Here is a 14,874-nt window from a genome sequence, read left to right as displayed (position 1 = left end):
GAACTCAGATTTCGCGCGTCATGCGCGTGAGGTCGAGGTCGAGGTCGGCGTCGGTCAGCCGGGTGTTGTCGATGGCCTGGCGCAACCGGTCGCCGACGTCCACGATCTCCTCGGCCAGCCGCTTGCACTGGTTGATCAGCTCGCGGGGCCCTCCGTCGCGGAAGTGCGCCTCGTAGAAGGCGTAGCCCTCCTTGCCTACGCCCCACGGCGCCGCCGCCAGGCACGACTCGACCTCGCCGATCAGCTTGGGCAGCTCGCGGCTGACCTCCTCGGCGTTCGTGGACCAGGCGGAGATGCCGCGGTCCACGACCGACTTGGCGACGAACGTGCCGTCCCAATCCGCGTTCACCGGCCACCTCCCATGCCGTCGGCGAGCCTGGCCAGCACGGTCTCGACGTCACCGTCGAGGTGCGCCCTGAAGTGGTCGGCGGGGATGACCGGCTCGAAGATCTCGATGACGCGTTCCCTGGCGGTCTCGGCGGCCCTGCGCGCGGTCTCGGCGATCGTGTCGGCCAGCGCGCGTGCGTCGGGCCGCCGGTAGATGCGCGGGTCGAGGTCGAGCCTGATCAGCTCGCCGCGTGCCCCGACGGTGACCGAGACGAGGCCGTCGCGCGAGGTCTCGGTGGCCTGGACCGCCTTCGCCTTGGTGTGCAGCTCCAGCCCCTTGTCCTGCAGCTGGGTGAACATCTCGCGTAGCTCGTCCGCGTACGCCCGCATCGCCGCCACATCGGGCCGCTCCGGTGACCCCATAACCCCCTCGCGTCATTCGCCCCGTGTTACGCCACATCGGCCTTACCGGTCAGTTTCCGTCACATGAACACCAGGAAACAAGGTCTTAGCCTAAAAGTGATGATTTTCGGCTGTGATCGTCACGGTGTCCTCGCGGAGCTCCGTCACCTCCTCCCGGGGCGCCCAGGCCCGCCACACACCCCGTTCCACCCGCTCCAGCCCCAGCTCGCGCGCGGTGTTCACGGATCCGCCGAGGTATTCGAGCAGAAGCTGCCCGTCCCGTTCCGCGTGCACCTGGAACTGCTCGCCGCGCCACCGGCACACGACGGTGACGAACCGGAGCCACTCGCATTCGGTCACCGGGACTGTACGCACGTGGCAGCCCGGCTCGACCTCCTCGAAGCCGTCCAGCGGCGTGCCGCTGCGCAGGCGTACCCACAGCTCCAGGGCGTGCGGCTCGGGGCTGACCGGGAAGTCGGCGCCGCGCCAGCGGGCGCGGTAGGAGTGCCAGGCGGTCATGAGCGCCTCCCGATGAGCTGCCAGCGCCGCAGGTCGCCGTGGTAGAGGGCGCGGCGGTGCTCGGTCCCCTCGTCGGTGAGCTCCCAGATCTCGGCGCCGTGGGGCAGGCCGACCCCGTACACCTTGTACTCGCGGATGACGTTGTCGACGCTGGGCACCAGCCCCATGCCGACGAACGGGGGCTCCTCGACCACCCAGCCCGCCACGGCGTCCCTGCCCTGCTCGTCGCTCCCCCCGTACGGCGTGCGGTAGAGCTCCAGCCCGATGGGACGCCAGCGCAGGATGTTCAGCGACCCGCTCTCGGTCAGCAGGTCGGGGCGGCCCAGGGCGGCGGCGAGCACCGCCGGGGTGGCGATGTGCGAGACGTCGAGCCCGTGGTGGCAGTAGCCGGACACCCTCGGCTCCCTGGTGAGCAGCAGCTCGGGGATGTCCTGCGCCGCGAGCAGCTTCTGCACCACGGGCACCCCCGAGCCGGGGGCGAGCCGGAGGTCCTGCACCATGGTGGGCACAGCCAGCCGGGCCACCGTACCGGGCTCCAGCAGGAACGACACGCGCAGCCCCGGGTTGACGGCCAGCCCCCAGCGCAGGTCGGGCCAGCCGGCGGCCAGCTCGGTCAGCGACGCCACCCGGCAGTGCGTCGCTGCCCCGCCCGAGGCCAGCCGCATGGCCTCGACGGAGGTGAAGGCGAGCAGCCAGGTGCGCCCGGCCGCGTCCTCGGCCGTCGGCCAGGCAGGCGCCTCCGTGCCCGCCGCCGCGGCGGCGGTGATCGGCAGCGCCAGCTCGGTCTCACGCAGCAGGCTCAGGCACACCGCCTGCTGCCCGTCCTGGTGCGCGGCCCACAACCGCTCCTCGAACGGGCCGGCCGGTGGTTGATCATCGGCAGTCATCCGCCCATTTTGTCCCCTTTGGCAGGTAAGTAGCGCGGGTGGGCGGCCGACCTCAGGAAACCTCCCTGCGGGACGACGCCGCCCGCCCGGCGGACCGGGCAGGATGCTCGGCCGTCAGGGTTGCTCCCCGTTCGCTTCGGGCTGACGATGGAGGTCCATGACCGGACAGAGCGACTCCGCCCGGCGTTTCACCGTCTCGATCGGCCTGCACGGCAGCCTGATCGTGGCCCACGCCAGCGGCGATCTCGACTACCGATGCGCCGACCTGCTGCATCGGCAGGTCGCGGATGCCTGGCAGGCCGCCCCGTCCGTGGGTCTGGTGCTGGATCTGGGTGGCCTGACGTTCTGCGACTCCATGGGGGTCGGCGCGCTGGTGCTGCTGCTGAACCAGAGCCGCGCGCAGCGCTCCCCGCTGGTCCTGTCGAACGTGCCCGCCCGGGTGGAGCGGATCCTGTCGCTCAGCGGGCTGCGCGAGTTCTTCCACGTCGAGCCGTCGGTGGAGGCGGCGATCCAGGCGGCCGACCCGCATCAGGGGCTCTAGGGTCACCTCACCGGTACGGCCCGGCGGGCCGCCGCGTCGTGCTGGGCGGCGGCCCGCAGGGCGCGGTAGAGCACGCGGGCGTCGCCGAGGCGGTGGCGCAGCAGGCGTTCCAGGCCGCCGATGGGGACGAGGTTCTGCGGGGCGCGGGGGTCCTTGTAGTCGACACCGGCCAGGGGCGGCAGGGCGTGGGTGACGGAGTCCGCCAGGCGGACCAGGGCGTCGAGGCCCAGGTCGGCGCTCGCCTCACAGCGGACGACGCCGGCCCAGGGCATGCCGGAGGGAGCGGGCAGCCGTACGTACCAGGCGTGGCGGCGCCAGCTCGTGCCCATGAGGAAGACCGGGGTGCGCTGACCGGGCCCCAGGCCGGACACGGTGCCGGCCTGGGGTGCCGGCAGGTAGGCGGTGTGGTGGGTCTTGATGTAGCCGACGGTGCGGGGCAGGTGCGTGCGTCCTCGCAGCGGGCCGTCCACCAGGAGCAGGTCGTCGGCGTCCGCCTCGGACCTGTGGCGGATCGCGAGGTCCACCTCCAGCTGGGTGAGGTGGCTCTGGAGGGCGAGGATCAGGTCGTCCATGCCGGAGCGGGGGGCGCGGCGGGCGCGGTAGGTGGCGGCGGCGGTGCGGATGTCGGTGGGGTGCGGCGACGCGCTGAACAGGGCGCGGCTCACCTCGACGGCGACCGGCTCGGCGGGGGTGCCGGGGGTGCGGCGGACGATGCCGGCGGCGCAGGACGCGGCGATGCCCGGCATGGGCGCGCCACCGCCCGGCGCGGGGTGGCCGTTGCCCGGCGGGGGGTGGCCGTTGCCCGGCGCTGCGGCGGCCTCCGCGTGGTCGCCGGGCGCGTACGTCCACAGGCGGGCGTCGATCCGGCGGACGCCGTCGGCGATCAGCAGCACGTCGGGCGGTGAGGTGCGGGGATCTGGGGTGATCGGGCGCCAGCGGGCGGCGGGCAGCTCGACGTCCAGGTCGAGCTGCGCGCTGGTGGCGTCCAGGTCGGCCAGCGCCTCGGCGTTCAGCGCGGCTGTGTAGCTGGGATCCCACGGGTCCACGGTGAACGCGGTTGTCATGCCGTCACCTTGTGCAGGTGCGAGCCCTTGGCGTCGCGGCGGACCTCGAAACGCACCGGGATGCGATCGGCCAGCGCCGGCACGTGCGTGACCACGCCGACCATGCGCTCGCGCCCGCCGGCCAGCCGTTCGAGGGTGGTGGCGACCGTGTCGAGGGTGGCCGGGTCGAGGCTGCCGAAGCCCTCGTCGAGGAAGAGCGAGTCGAGGCTGCGCGCCGCCGTCGCCGACAGGCCCGCCACCTGGTCAGACAGGGCCAGGGCCAGGGCGAGCGCGGCCTGGAACGTCTCGCCGCCCGACAGGGTGCGGGCGTTGCGGCGCAGGCCCGCCTCGGCGTGGTCGATGACCTCGATCTCGTTCCTGGCGCCGAGGGCCAGCTCGTACTGGCCGTCGGACAGCTCACGCAGGGTGTCGGAGGCGGCGGTGACCAGCAGGTCGAGCGCCTCGGTGCAGAGCCAGCGCTCGAACGCGTCGGCGCGCAGGCACTGGGCCAGCTCCTTGGCCACCCTGGCGCGCTCCTCCTCGGTCCTGGCGCGCTCGTCCAGCTCCCTGGCGGTGGCGCGGTTCTCCCTGACCCTGGCCAGGCGTGCCTGCGCCTGCGCGGTCGCCGCGGCCACCAGCTCCCCCAGCCGCGCGGCCACCGCACCACCGTCGGCATCGGTGCTGCTCTCCGAGGCGGCCGGGGTCACGGCGGTTCCGGGGACGGGCACGTCGTGGCCGCTCAGGCGGGCGACGACGGCGGAGAGCAGCTCCCGTGCCCGGCGCTCAGCACCGGTGACGCGTCCGTCCTGCTCGTCCAGCGCCGCCCGCTCCCGGACGGCGGTGTCGTCGCGCCAGGTGAGCAGGCTCGTCCAGGCGTGGTGGAGGTCGGCGCGGTCCACGGGCGGCGCGCCGAGCGGCACCACCGTGTCGCGGGCGGCCTCCAGGGCACGCCAGAGCCGGTCGGTCCTGCCGGTCAGCTCGTCGGCGCGCCGCTGGGCGGTGGCGAGCCGGGCCCGGGCGTCGCGGGCGGCCTGCCTGAGCTTGGCGGCCCGCCGCTCCGCCGCCCGCACGGCCGCGAGCCGCCCTTCCAGGTCGTCGCGCAGCCCGTCGAGGTCCAGCACCGCCCCGGCAGGAGCGGCGTCGGCTGCCTGGCCGGAGCCCGTGAACGCCGCCACGGCGTGGCCGCTGCGGGTGGCGCGTACGGCCAGGTCACGGGCCGCGCGTTCGAGGTGGCGGGTCTCGGTCTCGGCTTCCGTGCGGCGGGTGCGCGCCTGCTCGGCCTCCTTGCGGCAGCTCTTGACGTGCCGCTCCGCTGCCCGCAGGTCGGCCGAAGCCGGATGGTGGGGCAGCCGTTCGACGGGCCGCAGGCAGGTGGGGCACTGCTGGCCGACGACGAGCCGGGCGGCCAGCTCGGCCCCCGCGTGGGCGTCGCGCAGCCGGTCCCTGGCCTCCTCGGCCTCGGCGAGCGCGGTGTCGAGGGCGCGGGCGCGTTCGGTGAGCGGTTCGAGGCCGGCTCGCGTCCGGGCGGCCCGTTCCTCGACGGAACGCAGCTCGGTGACGACGCGTTCGTGCTCCTCGATCGTCCTGAGCCGGTCCATGAGCACGCCGGGATCGTCCAGCGCGGCCAGCTCGTCCTCGGCCCGCTGCTCCTCCGCCGCGGCCAGCTCGGCGTCGGCGGCGTGCGCGCGCACCTCCGCCGCCGCCGCGCGGACGGTCTGCGCCAGCGTGGGCACCTCCGCCGGCATGGCGAGCGAGGTCAGCGCGGCCACCCGCCGCCGGGCGGTCTCCCGCTCCGCGGCGAGGCGGCGGATCTCCTCCGCCGTGCTCCTGAGGGTGTCGAGGTCGCCCCTGACCTGCTCGTCCAGGGCGCGGAGCGAGGTCAGCCGGGCCTCGGCCGCCTGTTCGGCGGCCTCGTCGGCGTCGGCGAGGCGGGCCAGCCGCTCGCGGGCGAACGTGGCGGCCTGCGCGGCGGCGCCCTCCTCCTGGACGGCGCGCTGCCTGACCTGCTCGTAGACCTCGGCGTCGAGGAGCTGCACGAGCAGGTCCTGGCGTTCGCGCGGCTGGGCGTGCAGGAACTCGGCGAACCTGCCCTGCGGCAGCACCACGCACTGGGTGAAGAACCGGTACTCCAGGCCGGTGATCCGCTGGACCTCGGCGGTGACGGCGGCGCCCTCCGCGAGCGGCCGGGCGACGGCGCTCATCAGCTCCTCCAGCCCGGCCGTCGCCGGGACGGACGGCACGAGCTCCTCCAGGCGGGCCTCGGCGGTGTGCACCTTGCCCTTGGCGTCGCGCTTGAGCGCCCGGACGACGGCGTACCTGCGGCCCCCGGTCTCGAAGACCAGCGCCACCTTGGCGGCCACGGCGGACGGGGCCAGGGCGTGGGCGATGACGTTCTCCCTGCCCCAGCGCGGCACGGTGCCGTACAGGGCGAAGCAGATGGCGTCGATCAGCGTGCTCTTGCCCGCGCCCGTCGGGCCGACGAGGACGAAGTAGTCGACGTCGGAGAAGTCGGCCGTGACGGGCTCGCGGAAGCTGCCGAAGTCGTCGAGGTGGAGCTTCAGGGGCCGCATCAGCCGGTCACCTCCTCGTGCAGGCGGTCGAACAGGGCGGCGACCTGGTCGTTGTCGCGGCCGGCGCCCTTCAGGTAGTCGCGGAACAGCTCGCGCGGGCCGCGAGCGGCGCCGGCCGCCGAGGCGCGGCGGGGGTCGCGTACGGGCTGGAAGCGCTCGTGCACGGTCACCTCCAGGGCCGTGGGCAGGATCTCGCGCACGGTGTCGGCCAGGCCGGGCCGGGGCTTCTCGGCCACGATCACCCGCAGCCAGGTGTCGGTGAGGTCGGCGGCCATGGCCTCCAGCTCCGCCAGCGTGCCCGTCCTGGTGGCCAGGGCGCGGGCCGAGGAGAGCGTCGCCTCGCGCACCACGGCGGGGCGGCCTGGCTCGACGGTGACGAGCAGCGCGCCGGGGGTGTTGTCCTCCTCGCCGAAGTCGACGGCGAGGGGCGAGCCGCTGTACCAGATGGGGCAGGGGCCGGGGATCTGCTGGCGGCGGTGCAGGTGGCCGAGGGCGGCGTACTGGGTGGTGACGGGGAACGCGGTGGGCTCGAAGTAGTAGGAGAAGATCGACTGGGCGCGGCGCTCGCCGCCGCCGAACCGGCCGCTGGGCAGGGTGCCGTGGGTGGTGACGAGGTTGACGGTGCCGGCCTCGAAGCCCGTGGTGAGCGCCCGCACCAGCTCGGCGACGCGGGCGGCGTAGTCGCGGTTGTGCTCGGCGGGGGTGCCGGTGAGCACGTCGGCGGCGCGCACGACGTACCGGTGAGACAGGAACGGCAGCACGGCCAGCCGCACCGGCTCGCCCGAGCGGGCCGTGAAGCTGAGCGTGCCGCCCTGGTCGGGACGCCGGAACGTGCCGACGACGTGGATGCCGAGCCTGCCGAGTATCGGCCGGTACACCTCCAGGAGCTGCGGGTTGTCGTGGTTGCCCGCCAGCACCACGACGTCGCGGCCGCCCTCGTGCAGCGCGAGCACCGCGTCCAGCACCAGCGCCTGCGCCTCGGGGGTGGGGGCGGAGGTGTCGAAGAGGTCGCCCGCCACGATGACGGCGTCCACGTCCTCCTCGCGGGCCAGCGCGACCAGCTCGCGCAGCACCGCGCGGTGCTCGTCGAGGCGGTGACGGCCCTTCAGTACCTTGCCTACGTGCCAGTCGGCGGTGTGCAGGATCTTCATGCGAAGCGTCCTTAGAAGGGAGGGATGTCGTCGTCGGCGCCGGGCAGGCCGGCGAACGGGTCGGGGCCGCGTGACACGGCTGCGGGCGGCGGCGCCGCCTCGGCCGGGCGGGTGGCCCACGCGGGGAACGGGAAGGTGACCGCGAGCGGCACGGGGATCTCGGGCTGGGTGACGAACATCGTGCCGGGACGGGCGATCGTGGCACGTTCCCTGGCGGTGGCGGGCAGCCAGCCGTACTCGGGGCGGGTGGCCTCGGCCGGGTCGAGGCGGCCGGCGACGCGCACCGCGCAGTTGGCCACGATGCGGCGCTCGACCTCCGAGGCCGTCTGCTGGGCGCCGATGAGGATCACGCCCAGGGACCGGCCGCGCTCGGCCACGTCGAGCAGGATCTCCTTGATCGGCGACTCGCCCTCGCGGGGCGCGTACTTGTTCAGCTCGTCCAGCACCACGAACAGCAGCGGCCTGGCCGTGCCCGCGCTCTCCTTGCGGGCGAACTCGCCGCGCAGTGTCACGCCGACGACGAAGCGCTGCGCCCGCTCCGGCAGGTTGTGCAGGTCCACGATCGACACCTGGGCGTCGGAGACGCCGATCGAGTGCGGGCGGCGGCCCGGCAGGTCGCCGCGCACGATCGGCGACAGCGGCCGCACGGCGCTGCGCAGCCGCCGCACGAACGCGTTCACGGTGCCGAGCGGTGTCGGCGCGCCGGTCCAGGCGGCGCGCGTGCCCTCGTCGGCGAGCTGCCCCGCGACGAGGTCCACCAGGTCGGCGAACGTGCGGCAGACCGGCCCCGCCTCACCGTCGGGGCGGCGCACGCGGACGGCGCCCGACTCCCCGAGGGGCTCGGCCCACGCCTGCAGCCGGGCCGCCACCTGGCCGACGAGCAGGGAGTACTGGGCCCGCTCGTCGTCGGCGTCGGTGAAGACGAACCGCAGCAGCTCCTCGGCGCAGAACTCCGCCAGCGTCCAGTAGTAGGCGCTGACAGCCTGGGTCCTGGCCTGCACGTTCGGCACGCCGTTGGGGTCGCCGGGACGCGGCGGGGCGAACACGTGGACGCTGCCGAACGGGGTCGCGGGCAGGCCGAGCAGGTCGTACCGGGCGCGGGCGGCGGCGTCGAGGCGGGTGTTGGCGTGGTCGAGGAAGAGCAGGTCCTCGCCTTTCACGGAGAAGATCAGCGCTTTGGTGTTGGCGGCCTCGGCGCCCAGCACTCCCGAGTTGAAAATGGAATACACCAGGAATGTCGCGAACGACGTCTTCGTCGCCACTCCGGAAACGCCGGAGATCGACACGTGGGCGCCCCGGGTGCCGTCGAGAAAATCGAAATTCACGTACATCGGGCGGCCGTCGCGGCCGAGCCCCATGGGGACGCGCCGGTCCATGACGTCGAAGTAGAGCGCCTGGTCGCGGTCGCCGGCCTGCGCCCGGTAGGCGAGCGCGCCGGGCAGCGGCGGGATGAACACCTCCGGCTCCACCCTGGTGACGCGGACCTCGGCGGACTCGACGACGGCGGCGGGCAGCGCGCCGTCGGCGATGAGGAAGACGTCGGAGTCGAAGGCGGCGCCCTCGTGCCTGGCCTCGACCGCCGAGACCACCCCCGCGACCAGCACCTGGCCGAACTCCGGGGTGTCGCGCCTGGTCACCACCACGTCGTCGAGCTGGACGACGCGGCCCGGCTCCAGGCCCACCCAGAACGACAGGGGCGAGGCGGCCTGCGTGCCGAGGACCCGGCCGATCGCGTCCGCCGACGCGGCGCCGTTCCCGTTCACCGGCACCCGCCTGATCGCGTCCGCCGGCACTTGCCCGGAGGCCTCCGCCGGCAGTTGCCCGGAGGCGTCCGCAGGGGCGGCGGCGAGGCCGTCCGCGGAGGCCCGCCCGGGAGCGCCCACCGACGCGGTGGCCCCCTCAGCCGCTCCGGCCACGGCGTCCGCCTTTTCGATCACAAGTGCGCTCCCGCCCCAGGGGTCCTTTTCCGTCCTTCCGCTGAATCCTAACTATCGGGAAATTGTTCTTTCGCCCTTTCAATTGATCATTTCGGGCCTTCGTCGTCAGGCGGAGCGGCCACGAGCGGCGGATCCCCCCACGGCGTCTCGAGCGCCGCCCGCAACGCCGCCGCCCCCTGCTCACCGAGCCGGCGCGCCAGCACGTCCTCCATGACGGCGATGCACCGCTGGGCCAGCTCGTGCGCCCGCCGCCCCTCGGCGGTGGTGCGGATCAGCCGGGCGCGCGCCGAGGACGGGTCGGGCACCTGCTCCATGAGCCCCGCGTCGATGAGACCGTGCACGGCCTGGTGGGCGCTCTGCCGGGTGACGCCCATCCTCCGCGCCAGCTCGGACACCGTGGTGCCCGCGTCGTCGAGCGTGGCGAACACCCAGGCCTGCGCGACGGTCAGCGGGCGCTCGCCCGCCGCCTCCATGCCGGCCAGGAGCCCTTCGTCGAACCAGCGCCTGGCCTCGGCCAGGCGCTGCGGCAGGTTACGGGCCGGCTGGGTCATGTGGGTGTGCGATCCAAGTCCTCGTCGGTACGGCGCCTTGCCGAAGTCTCCCACCCCTCCTAATGTCAGGCATTGGGCGACCGGGCCCACCTGTTCGGCGACCTGATCACGATCTACGCGGGCGGCGAGCAGACCGAGAACACGTTCAACTTCTTCACCTGCGAGGGCCCCAAGGGAAAAATCATCCCCGCGCACCTGCACGCGGACACCTACGAGGTCTTCTTCGTCACCCAGGGCGCGGTGCGGCTGTTCGTCGAGGACCTCGCGGGTGAGCAGCAGGAGAAGCTGCTGACCTCGGGCGACTTCGGGTTCGTGCCGAAGAACTGCCCGCACGCCTATCGCATCGAGCGCCACCGGAGCCAGGTCGTGGGCGTGGCGGCGGGGCCGGGCGGCACGTTCGAGCGCTTCTTCGAGTCGCTCGGCACGCCCACCGACGACCTCGGCCTGCCCGCCGCGCCGTACGTGCCCGCGCCCGAGCGGTTCGGCACCGTGCCGCAGCGGTACGGCGTGCGGTTCCTGCCTGATCACGAATGGCGGGCGTGACCGTGCTGCCGCCGCGCAAGGCCCTGCTCGCCGGCGTCCTGGTGAGGGGCCTGTACGCGGCGCCGCGCGTCCGGTCACCTGCGCACCACCGCTCGCCCTGATCGGCCTGCTGGGCATGCTGCCCGGGCAGGCGGCGTTGGTCGCGCCATGACGAGGGACCCCGCCGTGCCGCCCCCGCCCTCCCCACCTTCGCCGAGGCCCGCACGGGGAAACGCGGCCGAGACCCTGGCCTTACTAAGGCGACCGCCTTAAAGTTGGGACGAGCTGTCAACGACCTGGGGGCCGCGATGACCTTGCCGAACTATCCCTTCGACCGTGACGCCACGCTGGAGCCGCCGCGCGAATGGGCCGAGCTGCGCGACCAGTGCCCGGTCGCGCAGGTGCGGCTGCCCAGCGGCGACACCGCCCGGCTGCTCACCCGCTACGACGACGTACGGACCGCGCTGACCGACCCGCGCTTCCGCCGCGGCGGACCCGACGCCGCGCGCGTGTCCACCACCCGGGACGGCGGCATCTTCAACCGCGCCGCGTCCGGCACGGACATGCGGGAGGGCGAGGGCCACCTGCGGTGGCGGCGGCTGCTCACGCGCTCCTTCACCGTCAAGAAGATGGAGTCCTGGCGGCCCCGCGTGCAGGCGATGACCGACGAGCTGGTGGACGACCTGCTCAAGTCCGGCTCGCCGGCCAACCTGTCGGCCCAGCTCGCCCTGCCGCTCCCGGTACGCGTCATCTGCGCCCTGGTCGGCGCGCCCAGCGCGGATCAGGACAGGTTCGCCCACTGGTCGCAGGTCATGCTCACGCTGACCCTCTACAGCCAGGAGGAGGTCGAGCAGGCCTACCGGGACTTCGACTCCTACGTCTCCGGCCTCGTGGACGCCAGGCGCGCCGACCCGGGCGACGACCTGCTGAGCGAGCTGACCCAGATCTCCGACAGCGAGGACGGCCGGCTCAGCCACCAGGAGCTCATCGCCACCGTGCGGGCGCTGCTGCTGGCCGGGCACGAGACCACCTCCAACATGATCGCCATCATGGCGGCGATGCTCCTGACGGAACGCGAGCGCTACCAGGCGGTGATCGACGACCCGGCGCTCGTCCAGGGCACCGTGGAGGAGGTCCTGCGCCTGGACACCACGCTCAGCGTCATCGGCTTCCCGCGCGTCGCGGCCGAGGACACCGACCTCGGCGGCACGACGGTGCCCGCCGGGTCCACGGTCATCCCGTGCCGGCCCGCCGCCAACCGGGACCCGCGCAGGTTCGACGACCCGGAGCGGTTCGACCCGCGCCGCGCCAACGCCGCGCAGCACCTGTCGTTCGGCGCGGGCGCGCACTACTGCCTGGGCCAGCCGCTGGCCCGCCTGGAGCTGCAGGTCGTGCTCGGCACGCTCACCCGCCGCCTGCCCACCCTCGGGCTGCGCGACGGCGTGGACGGGCTGCGCCTGCGCAAGGGGCTGCTGTCGGGCGGCCTGGAAGACGTCTGGGTCACCTGGTGACCACCCCTCGGGTGGCGGCGGCCGGCGCCAGAAGCCTCATCATGGACACGGCCGAGCGGCTGTACGCCACCCGGGGGCTGGCCGCGGTGTCCCTGCGGCAGATCGGCGAGGCCGCGGGGCAGCGCAACAAGTCCGCGGTGCAGTACCACTTCTCCGGCCGGGACGACCTCATCAAGGCGATCCTGGCCGAGCACGCCGAGGCGATCGAGCGGCACCGGGCGGCGATGACGGCCCGGCACGGCGACCCCGGCCTGATGCCGCTGCGGGAGCGGGTGGGGTGCATCGTGCTGCCGCGCATCGAGCATCACATCGAGCTGGGTACGCCCTCCTGGTACGGGCGGTTCCTGGCCCAGGTCACCGTGGAGCCGGCGCTGCGCGAGTACGCCGTGCGGGCGCACCTGGACACGGCGTCGCTGCGCCGCCTGCACGACGCCGGGGGCGCCGCGCGGGGCAAGGACATGGCGCGTCAGCTCATCGTGCATCTGTCGGCCGAGCTGGAGATGGAGCTGGCGCGCGAGCAGCCGGAACCGGAGGTGGCCGCCGCGGCGTGGCGGCGGCTCGGCGCCGACCTCGTCACGGCCATCACCGGGCTCCTCGGCGCGCTGGGTGGGACGGACGGTGGACGGTGACGGCCGCGTAGCGCTGGTCAGGGGCGCGCCGGGAGGCCGAGCATCGGCCGGAGCAGGGCGGCGGTCCGGGCCCTGGTCACCGAGGGGCCGGCGGCGCGGGCGAGGTCGGTCACGATGTTCAGCGCCGCGTGCGTCATGAAGCGCAGCTCGGCCGCCCCCTCCCCCGGCCGGACCTGGGCGATCAGCCCGGTCCAGGTGTCGACGTGCCGCCGCTGCGCGGCTCGCAGGTGGCGCAGGTCGGCCGGGGGCAGGTTCTCGCTCTCGGAGACGTAGACGGCCGCCAGATCGGCCTGGTCGAAGGTGATCTCGACGTAGGCGTCGATCAGCCGCCCCAGGGCCTGCGCGGGCGTGGCGGCGTCGGCGAGGGCCGCCACCGCCGTGTGCTCCAGGCGGCCGGCGGCGCGGTGGTAGGCGGCGGCCAGCAGCTCGGCCTTGCCGGCGTAGTGGGAGTAGACGCTGGAGGCGTTGATCCCGGCGGCCTGGCCGATGTCGGAGATGCTCACCTGGTGGTAACCGCGTTCGTGGAACAGCCGGATCGCCTCGGCCAGCAGCCGCTCACGGCGCGGCAGCAGCGCGAACCGATCGGGCCGCTCGTGCCAGGAGGACGCCTGTGGCGGCGGCGCGGGCAGGTCCACGGCGGTGAGGACGGCGACGCAGTCGAGGATCGTGCGTTCGGCCTTGGCCCTGGACAGGCTCGCACGGTGGGTGGCGGGGCTGGCGATCACGCTGAGCGTCGCGGAGATCACCAGCGCGGCGTCCTGCTTGCTCAGCCCCGGGCGTACGTCCAGCAGCAGCTCGCGCAGCGTGCGTACGGCGGCGTCGAACGGCGCGGTGAGCACCGCCCGCTGGTCCGCGTCGAGATAGCGGCTGTCCCACTGGTAGAGGCGGGCCACGGCGCGGCGGTCCATGGTGTAGCGGACCAGCGCCCGCAGGGCGGCGTGCAGCCGCTCGGGCGGGGTGGGCTCGTACGCGCCCGAGCGCACGCACTGCGCGAAGCGGGTGCCCAGCTCCTCGACGGCCGCGGCGAGGAGCGCCTGCTTGTTCGGGAAGTGGCGGTAGAGCGCCGCGCCGGTGACGCCGATCTCCTGGGCGATGTCCTCGATGCCGACGTTGTGGTAGCCGCGGGCGCAGAACAGCTCCGCCGCGACGAGCGCGATCGTCTCCTTGCGGTCCTTCGGCCGCCGGCGCTGGGTGGTCGGCATGGGGTGAGTGTAGCGTGATCCATGAATCGTTATCCGTTTTACTGAAACGAAGCTGTTAGCTGGGCGAACTCGTAGATAAGTAAACGGTGATTCGGGCATATTGATACCAGAACGATGTTCGGGTGATGATGGGTGCGCCCAAGGCCCAGCGAAGGGAGCGGTCGATGGTGACAGAGGAGGACGTGCGCGCGGCAGTAGGGGCGCACACGGTGCCGGAGCTGCTGCGGCGCAACGCCGCCGAGCACGGTGACCGGCCTGCGCTGACCGGCGCCGACGGGCGTACCTGGACCTGGCGCGAGCTGCACGACCAGGTGCTGGCGGCGGCGAGCGGGCTGCGGGCGCTGGGGCTGCGGCGCGGCGAGCGGCTGCTCATCGGCATGTCGAGCAGGCCAGAGCACTGGATCGTCGATCTGGCCGCGGTCGAGCTGGGCGCGATCCCGTGCACGACGTACGCGACGCTGACGTCCGAGCAGGTCCGGCAGGTCGCCGTGCACAGCGGGGCGAGCGTGGTGGTGCTGGAGGGCCCGGCCGAGCTGGCGCGCTGGGAGCTCGCGCTGACCGCGCTGACCGCGCTGAAAGGCGTGGTCGTGGTGGAGGAGGCAGAAGGCGCTCACACGAGCTTCGCCGACCTGCTGACCGCGAGCCCAGGCGAGGCGGCAGGCGAAGGAGCGGCAGCGGGCGACGAGGTGACGGCGGGCGACGGAGCGGCCGGTCAGGACGACCCGGTGACGATGATCTACACCTCGGGCACCACGGGCGACCCGAAGGGCGTGGTGCTGTCCCATCGCAACGTGCTCTACCAGTGCGCGCTCCAGGAGCTGGTCCAGCCGGCTCCCCCGCATCCCCGCACGGTCGCCTACCTGCCGCTCGCCCACATCGCCGAGCGCGTCCTCGGCATCTACCTGCCTCTCTACACCGCCGGCCACGTGACGGTCTGCCCGGACTCCACGCGGCTGCTCGCCACGCTCACCGAGGTCCGGCCGCAGGCGTTCTTCGGCGTGCCGCGCGTGTGGGAGAAGTTCGCGGCGGGGCTGTAGCACGCGCTGTCCGCCCTGGAGGGCGCCCAGGCCGCCGCGGTCACC

General features: G+C 73.8%; 15 protein-coding genes. 5 read left to right on the top strand and 10 right to left on the bottom strand.

Annotated elements, in window-relative coordinates:
• Positions 1–4 precede the first annotated feature (4 nt).
• The 4 genes from LCN96_RS27145 to LCN96_RS27130 all read right to left on the bottom strand — a co-directional run bounded on the left by LCN96_RS27145 (position 5) and on the right by LCN96_RS27130 (position 2,135).
• Entirely contained in the window at positions 5–349 is a 345-nt protein-coding gene (locus tag LCN96_RS27145; RefSeq protein WP_225275714.1) for a hypothetical protein, read from the bottom strand.
• A complete protein-coding gene (locus tag LCN96_RS27140; protein ID WP_225275713.1) occupies positions 346–750 on the bottom strand; it encodes a YbaB/EbfC family nucleoid-associated protein in 405 nt (134 codons plus the stop codon). Before LCN96_RS27140 ends, LCN96_RS27145 begins: the two co-directional genes overlap by 4 nt.
• Before the next feature lie 90 nt (positions 751–840).
• On the bottom strand, positions 841–1,248 hold the full coding sequence (locus LCN96_RS27135; RefSeq protein WP_225275712.1) for a hypothetical protein: 408 nt from the start codon (positions 1,246–1,248) through the stop codon (positions 841–843).
• Positions 1,245–2,135 (bottom strand): SseB family protein, encoded by an 891-nt coding sequence (locus LCN96_RS27130; RefSeq protein WP_225275711.1) that lies wholly within the window; start codon positions 2,133–2,135, stop codon positions 1,245–1,247. The genes LCN96_RS27135 and LCN96_RS27130 overlap by 4 nt, the downstream gene beginning before the upstream one ends.
• Before the next feature lie 157 nt (positions 2,136–2,292).
• Between LCN96_RS27130 and LCN96_RS27125 the strand changes: the two genes are divergently transcribed.
• Positions 2,293–2,676: an STAS domain-containing protein gene (locus tag LCN96_RS27125; RefSeq protein ID WP_225275710.1), complete on the top strand. Its 384-nt coding sequence runs from the start codon at positions 2,293–2,295 to the stop codon at positions 2,674–2,676.
• 2 nt (positions 2,677–2,678) lie between these two features.
• Here LCN96_RS27125 and LCN96_RS27120 read toward each other — a convergent pair whose 3' ends face one another.
• The 5 genes from LCN96_RS27120 to LCN96_RS27100 all read right to left on the bottom strand — a co-directional run bounded on the left by LCN96_RS27120 (position 2,679) and on the right by LCN96_RS27100 (position 9,928).
• Entirely contained in the window at positions 2,679–3,740 is a 1,062-nt protein-coding gene (locus LCN96_RS27120) for a hypothetical protein (RefSeq protein ID WP_225275709.1), read from the bottom strand.
• Positions 3,737–6,289: an AAA family ATPase gene (locus tag LCN96_RS27115; protein WP_225275708.1), complete on the bottom strand. Its 2,553-nt coding sequence runs from the start codon at positions 6,287–6,289 to the stop codon at positions 3,737–3,739. Before LCN96_RS27115 ends, LCN96_RS27120 begins: the two co-directional genes overlap by 4 nt.
• Positions 6,289–7,440 (bottom strand): metallophosphoesterase family protein, encoded by a 1,152-nt coding sequence (locus LCN96_RS27110; protein ID WP_225275707.1) that lies wholly within the window; start codon positions 7,438–7,440, stop codon positions 6,289–6,291. Before LCN96_RS27110 ends, LCN96_RS27115 begins: the two co-directional genes overlap by 1 nt.
• Before the next feature lie 11 nt (positions 7,441–7,451).
• Positions 7,452–9,377, bottom strand: coding sequence for an ATP-binding protein (locus LCN96_RS27105; protein WP_225275706.1), 1,926 nt, complete (start codon positions 9,375–9,377; stop codon positions 7,452–7,454).
• A gap of 86 nt (positions 9,378–9,463) precedes the next feature.
• On the bottom strand, positions 9,464–9,928 hold the full coding sequence (locus tag LCN96_RS27100) for a MarR family winged helix-turn-helix transcriptional regulator (protein ID WP_225275705.1): 465 nt from the start codon (positions 9,926–9,928) through the stop codon (positions 9,464–9,466).
• 72 nt (positions 9,929–10,000) lie between these two features.
• Between LCN96_RS27100 and LCN96_RS27095 the strand changes: the two genes are divergently transcribed.
• From LCN96_RS27095 to LCN96_RS27085, 3 genes are all read left to right on the top strand, one after another.
• Positions 10,001–10,471: a quercetin 2,3-dioxygenase gene (locus LCN96_RS27095; RefSeq protein WP_225275704.1), complete on the top strand. Its 471-nt coding sequence runs from the start codon at positions 10,001–10,003 to the stop codon at positions 10,469–10,471.
• A gap of 254 nt (positions 10,472–10,725) precedes the next feature.
• Positions 10,726–11,961, top strand: a complete 1,236-nt coding sequence (locus LCN96_RS27090) for a cytochrome P450 (protein ID WP_225275703.1) — start codon at positions 10,726–10,728, stop codon at positions 11,959–11,961.
• Entirely contained in the window at positions 11,958–12,590 is a 633-nt protein-coding gene (locus LCN96_RS27085) for a TetR/AcrR family transcriptional regulator (protein ID WP_225275702.1), read from the top strand. The genes LCN96_RS27090 and LCN96_RS27085 overlap by 4 nt, the downstream gene beginning before the upstream one ends.
• A gap of 17 nt (positions 12,591–12,607) precedes the next feature.
• Here the strand turns inward: LCN96_RS27085 and LCN96_RS27080 are convergent, their stop codons facing one another.
• The gene (locus tag LCN96_RS27080; RefSeq protein WP_225275701.1) at positions 12,608–13,792 is read right to left on the bottom strand and encodes a TetR/AcrR family transcriptional regulator; all 1,185 of its coding nucleotides are present in this window, start codon (positions 13,790–13,792) and stop codon (positions 12,608–12,610) included.
• Positions 13,793–13,956: 164 nt separating this feature from the next.
• Between LCN96_RS27080 and LCN96_RS27075 the strand changes: the two genes are divergently transcribed.
• Positions 13,957–14,829, top strand: a complete 873-nt coding sequence (locus LCN96_RS27075) for an AMP-binding protein (RefSeq protein WP_225275700.1) — start codon at positions 13,957–13,959, stop codon at positions 14,827–14,829.
• The last annotated feature ends 45 nt before the right edge of the window (positions 14,830–14,874 follow it).

The sequence above is a fragment of the Nonomuraea gerenzanensis genome (assembly GCF_020215645.1).
In the GTDB taxonomy this organism is placed as follows: Bacteria; Actinomycetota; Actinomycetes; order Streptosporangiales; family Streptosporangiaceae; genus Nonomuraea; species Nonomuraea gerenzanensis.
Note: the sequence above shows the minus strand (reverse complement) of the source record. Positions and strands in the feature narration are given on the sequence as shown.